The organism is Acidocella sp. (assembly GCF_013044125.1).
Lineage (GTDB): Bacteria > Pseudomonadota > Alphaproteobacteria > Acetobacterales > Acetobacteraceae > Acidocella.
In genome coordinates this window covers 1-5,273 of record NZ_JABEVC010000165.1, presented here as the reverse complement: position 1 = coordinate 5,273, position 5,273 = coordinate 1, and the positions used below count along the sequence as shown (strand labels likewise).

Below are 5,273 nucleotides of genomic sequence, written 5' to 3'. Positions count from 1 at the left end.
CTCCACCGCGGTGGAGCCGGAGGGGACGCAGATGATGATGATGGGCGAGGAGAAGCCGCGGCGGTTATGCACCTTGCGGATGAAGTGCTTGATCATCTCCTCCGCGACCTCGAAATCGGCAATCACGCCATCGCGCAGGGGGCGGATGGCGGAGATGTTGCCCGGCGTGCGGCCGAGCATATGCTTGGCTTCCTCGCCGACGGCCAGCACATGTTTGCGGCCCTTTACATCAGCGATGGCCACGACGGAGGGCTCCGCCAGCACGATGCCGCGCCCCTTCACATAAACCAGCGTGTTCGCCGTGCCGAGGTCGATTGCCATATCAGCCGACATGAGGCCGAGAAGTTTAGAGAACATCAAAAACCTTTCTTGTGCTGTTTTGAATCTGGCCGCTCCAGAGACAAAGCAGAAATCCGAGCCAGGGATTACAGCCAGGGGTGACGGGCGGCAAGGCCCGCGCCAGGTGGGAGGCATTGTTGCGCGACTTTAATTCAGTGGTCAGCGGGGCGTTGTGGCACGCCGCGCACCGCCGGGCCTATAAGGAGTGTTCAACAGCAAGAGGTTTATGAGAATGAGTGTTAATTTGCGCGTGCTTCCCGTGTTGCTGCTGGCAACGCTGGCTTTGGCTGGCTGCGGTTATTCGCCGGGGTCGCGTGCGCTCTCCGGCGGCGCGATCGGCGCGGGCACGGGTGCCATTTTGGGTGCGGTTACGGGCATCGGCCCGGCGGCGGGCGCGGCCATCGGCGGTGGCGTGGGCGCTGTCGCGGGGGCGGCTATTAGCCCGCGTGACCTCAACCTCGGCAAGCCGCTGGTTGGGAACTGAGCGGAGCGACATGGTCGTTGTTGTTTCGTTCTGTCTTGAATTTCCGGTGTAGCGGACCATATGAAATTGAATAATTACAGTGGAGATTTGCCATGTTGCGGAAATTGACGTTGCGGAATTTGACGGTTGGCTTGATGTTGACCGGTTCGCTGACGGCGCTTGCCGGTTGTGGAAATACAACAGGCCAGCGTGCGCTTTCCGGCGGTGCGATCGGTGCTGGCGGTGGTGCGATTCTTGGTGCGGTGACAGGCATGGGCGCCGGGACGGGGGCGCTTATCGGCGGCGCCGCGGGCGCCGTGACGGGAGCGGCCACCAATAAAAACCAGATCAACCTCGGGAATTAGTCTGGGGGAATTAGTCTGGGGGAATTAGTCTGGCAGGCTGTCAGGGTGAATAAAATGCCGGGGAATATTATTCCCCGGCTTTTTTTGTGTGGCTACGCCCCGGCGATGGCGTTGGCGATGTGGCGCACGAAGGCGGCGGGGTCTTCGGGGAGGTCGCCTTCCTGGAGTTTGGCCAGGTCCAGCAGCAGATTGGCCTCGGTTTCCAGCTCCGCGCGGGTTGCCAGGGCCTGGATGAGCTTGTGGCCGGGGTTGATCTCCAGCGCGGGCGGCAGGCCGAACACGGGCCGCCCAGCGCGGCGCAGCAGGCGCTGCATGGCCAGATCCGGCCCGGCCTCGTTGGCCACCAGCATCGCGGGGCTGTCCTTCAGCCGGGTTGAGGCGGTGACGCCCGAGACCTTACCCTCCAGCGCCTTGGCCAGTTTTTCGCACAGCGCGGTGATGTCCGCGCTGCTTTCCGCCGGGGCGAAGAGGCCCGCGGCCTGGGAGGCGCTTTTCAATTTTTTGTCCTTGTAGGTCTCCATCCGGGTTGGCCAGAAGGCGTCGATCGGGTCGGAGAGGAGCAGGACCTCATAGCCTTTTTCGGCGAAGCCCTCGAGCTGAGCGGAGGTTTTGAGATTGGCGGCATCGCCCGCGAGGTAGTAGATCTCGTTCTGGCCCTCGGGCATGCGGGCGATGTAGTCATCGAGCGTGGTGGCCTCCTCACGGGTGGAGGCGAAGCGGAGCAGGCCCGCGATGTCTGCCGCGTGGCCGGAGTCCTCGTAGAGACCTTCCTTCAAGACCGCGCCGAAATTTTCCTGAAAGGTTTTGAAGCTGCTGGCGTCCTTGGCCTTGGATTTCAGCTCGGAGAGCACGCGGTTAACCAGGGCCTTGCGGATTTTATCCAGCACCGGGGTGGCTTGCAGGATTTCGCGGCTGACGTTGAGGGGGAGATCCTCGGTGTCCACCACGCCGGTGACGAAGGAGAGCCAGTTGGGCAGGAGCCTGGCTTCATCGGTGATGAACATGCGCTTCACATGCAGGCGGACTTTGGATTCGCGGGTTTCCTCCACCGGCATGAAGGGCTTGCTGGAGGGGATGAAGAGCAGGGCCGAGAATTCCAGCGTGCCCTCGGCGCGCCAGTGGATGGTGGCCCAGGGTTCGTCCCACGCGTGGCCGGTGTGGCGGTAGAAGGCGGCGTAATCCTCTGGGGAGATTTCAGATTTGTTGCGCCGCCACAGGGCGTTGCCCTCGGTGACGGAGGCGAACTTGCCGTCTTCCTCAAGCTCGATGGGCAGGGCGATATGGTCCGCCCATTTGCGGATGATGGTTTTGATGCGCAGCGGCTCCAGGAACTCCTCCGCCTCCGGCTTGATGTGCAGGATGATGGTGGTGCCCGATTCGTCGCGCGCGGCGGGTTTGAGAGTATATTTCCCCTTGCCTGCGGAGACCCAGGCCCAGGCCTCCTGGTGCCCGGCCTTGCGGGAGATGACCTCGACCTCATCGGCCACCATGAAGGCGGAATAGAAGCCGACGCCGAACTGGCCGATTAGGCTGGGGCGTTCCTCCGGCTTTTTTTCGGCCAGGGAGGAGGTGAAGGCGGCGGTGCCGGAGCGGGCGATGGTGCCCAGATGGCTGGCCAGCTCCTCCTTGCTCATGCCGGTGCCGTGGTCGGAGATGGTGATGGTCTGAGTTAGTTTATCGGTGGAGATTTTGATGGCGGGGTTTTCGGGCAGGGCGAACGCGCCGTCGGAGAGGGCGAGGAAACGGCGTTTATCGGTCGCGTCAGCGGCGTTGGCCACCAGCTCGCGCAGGAAAATTTCGCGGTCGGAATAGAGGGAGTGGACGACGAGATCGAGCAGGCGGCCGACCTCGGTGCCAAAATCATGGGTTTCTTCGGTGACGGTTTCGGTCATGCGATCCTCTGGTTCAGGCTGGGATTTGTGGACCGATCAGTTAGGTGAGAGCGGCGGCGGGATCAAGGGCTGAGGGCTCCACGTGGAGCATTGACTGGGATTTACGAGTAAGGTGTTGATAGTGTTTGGTTATTTTTTTCTTGCTCCCCAATTTGTGCGGGTTTGGTGCGAAAAAGCAACGAGATAGCGGCGGGGCGCTATGCCAGGGCTTGCAGCGCCGCCGCGTGGAGCGCTGGGTTGGCGGCCGCCAGAACACTGCCGTCGCAGCCCAGGCGGAGTTTTTCACCCGACCAGCCGGTGATGGTGCCGCCGGCGGCTTCGATGACTGGGGCGAGGGCCACCCAGTCCCATGGTTTCAGGCCGGATTCGGCGACGATGTCGATCTGGCCGAGGGCGAGCAGGCCGTAGGCGTAGGCATCGCCCCCCCAGTAGATGCGCCGCGAGGCCGATTGCAGGCGTTTGAAGCGGGCGGCGGCGGCGGTTGAGAACATCTCCGGCGCGGTGGAGGAGAGTTCGGCTTCGGCCAGGGTGGTGAGGGGGCGCGGGCCGATGGTGCCGCCGAAGGGGCCGGTGAAGCGCGCGGGAACACCGCGCCCGCCGCGCCAGCGCTCGTTGGTGATGGGCTGGTCGATGAAGCCCAGGATGGGGACGCCATCTTCCAGCAGGCCCAGGAGCGTGCAGAAGGTGAGCCGCCCGGTGATGAAGGCGCGGGTGCCGTCGATCGGGTCGATCACCCAGACGTATTTCGCGCCCGCGTTATGGTCGGCGAATTCCTCGCCCAGAATACCGAAATCAGGGAATTTTTCGCGCAGGATGGTGCGCAGGGTCTCTTCGGCCAGCTTGTCGGCCACGGTGACCGGGCTTTCGTCGGATTTATCGTCCGAGAGGACCCCGGCGCGGAAATAGGGGCGGATGGCCGCCCCGGCGGCGTCAAGCGCCGCCTCCGCCGTGGCGAGCAGGGCCGCAAGGTTCAAGGCAGCTTCTCGGGTTTGTCAGAGTTGCTGTTGAGATAGGCGATTACGTCCGCGCGGGTTTGCGCGTTTTTGATGCCGGGATAGGCCATCATGGTTCCGGGCGCGTAGCCCATGGGGTTCTCGAGCCAGGCGCTCAAGGTGTCATCCGTCCAGGTGGCGCCAGCCTTGCCCTTGACCGCGGCGGAATAGTTGAAGCCTGGGGCGCTGAACGATTTGGCGCCGACGATGCCGTACAGATTGGGGCCGACGCCGGGGGCGCCGCCCTTGGCCAGGGTGTGGCAGGCGGCGCATTGCTGCATCACCAGGGCTTTGCCCTTGGCGAGGTCAGCCGTGGCGAAGAGTGTGTCAATGCTGGGCGCCGCTTCCGCCGTTGCTGCCGGGGCGGTGGCAGCTGCGGTGGCCGGGGCGCCGGTTGCGGCCGGAGCGGCGGTGGCGGCCTTGATTTCATCGGCGGTTGGCAGCGGCAGGGGGTTGGCGGACAGGGTGCGCAGATAGGCCACGACATCGGCGCGGGTCTGTACGTTTTTGATGCCCGCGTAGGACATGCCGGTGCCGGGGGCGAAGGTCATCGGCGCGGCGAGCCAGGCGTTTATGTTGTCATAGTTCCAGTTGCCCTTGGCCTTGTCCTTCACGGCATCCGAGTAGGCGAAGCTGCCGGAGAACATAGGCGAACCCATGACGCCATAAAGATTCGGGCCGACGCCTGCGGCGCCGCCGGAGGTGAGGGTGTGGCACGCCGCGCATTGCTGCTGCACGAAGGCGGCACCCTTGGCGACATCGCCGGTGGCGATGAGCGGGATGATCGACTCCAGCCCGGCCGCCGCAGCCACCACGGGGGCGGCCGCGGTTTGCAGGCCGGGAACGTTGATCGCCGGGGTTTTTGGCGCCTCGCTGGGCACCACGATGCTGGCGATGCGGTTGGCACCCCAGAAAATCAGCCCGGCGGTCAGCAGACCGGCTGCGATTTTGTTGCCCAGCAGACTGTCCTTGCCTTTACCGCTCATGCCTAACCCTGACCCTCTCGTTATTTGCCGCAATTGCGCTTACCCCTATAGCGATTTAGGCAGGCACGACAAGCATCAGCGAGACGAGAACAACGTGACACCCATCATCCTCATTCCCGCCCGCATGGGCTCCACCCGCCTGCCGGACAAGGTTATGGCCGATATCGCCGGGCTGCCGATGATTGTGCATGTGCTGGAACGCGCGCGCGAGGCCGGTTTGGGGCCGGTGGCGGTGG

Annotated in this window: 7 protein-coding genes; 3 read left to right on the top strand and 4 right to left on the bottom strand. The window is 63.9% G+C overall.

Annotated elements, in window-relative coordinates; genetic code table 11:
• The coding region (locus HKL97_RS10305; RefSeq protein ID WP_291425032.1) for a rod shape-determining protein at window positions 1–357 on the bottom strand (357 nt) is incomplete at its 3' end.
• A 214-nt stretch (window positions 358–571) separates the two neighbouring features.
• On the opposite strand from HKL97_RS10305, the gene HKL97_RS10300 reads away from it, so the two are divergent.
• Entirely contained in the window at window positions 572–823 is a 252-nt protein-coding gene (locus HKL97_RS10300) for a YMGG-like glycine zipper-containing protein (RefSeq protein WP_291425030.1), read from the top strand.
• Window positions 824–915: 92 nt separating this feature from the next.
• A complete protein-coding gene (locus HKL97_RS10295; RefSeq protein WP_291425028.1) occupies window positions 916–1,167 on the top strand; it encodes a YMGG-like glycine zipper-containing protein in 252 nt (83 codons plus the stop codon).
• A gap of 92 nt (window positions 1,168–1,259) precedes the next feature.
• Here HKL97_RS10295 and htpG read toward each other — a convergent pair whose 3' ends face one another.
• The 3 genes from htpG to HKL97_RS10280 form a co-directional block, all read right to left on the bottom strand.
• Complete coding sequence (gene htpG, locus HKL97_RS10290) at window positions 1,260–3,059, bottom strand: molecular chaperone HtpG (protein WP_291425026.1); 1,800 nt, start codon at window positions 3,057–3,059, stop codon at window positions 1,260–1,262.
• 197 nt (window positions 3,060–3,256) lie between these two features.
• Window positions 3,257–4,033 (bottom strand): inositol monophosphatase family protein, encoded by a 777-nt coding sequence (locus HKL97_RS10285; RefSeq protein WP_291425024.1) that lies wholly within the window; start codon window positions 4,031–4,033, stop codon window positions 3,257–3,259.
• Complete coding sequence (locus HKL97_RS10280) at window positions 4,030–5,037, bottom strand: cytochrome c family protein (protein ID WP_291425022.1); 1,008 nt, start codon at window positions 5,035–5,037, stop codon at window positions 4,030–4,032. Before HKL97_RS10280 ends, HKL97_RS10285 begins: the two co-directional genes overlap by 4 nt.
• Window positions 5,038–5,131: 94 nt before the next feature.
• Between HKL97_RS10280 and HKL97_RS10275 the strand changes: the two genes are divergently transcribed.
• The coding region (locus HKL97_RS10275; RefSeq protein ID WP_408821006.1) for a cytidylyltransferase domain-containing protein at window positions 5,132–5,273 on the top strand (142 nt) is incomplete at its 3' end.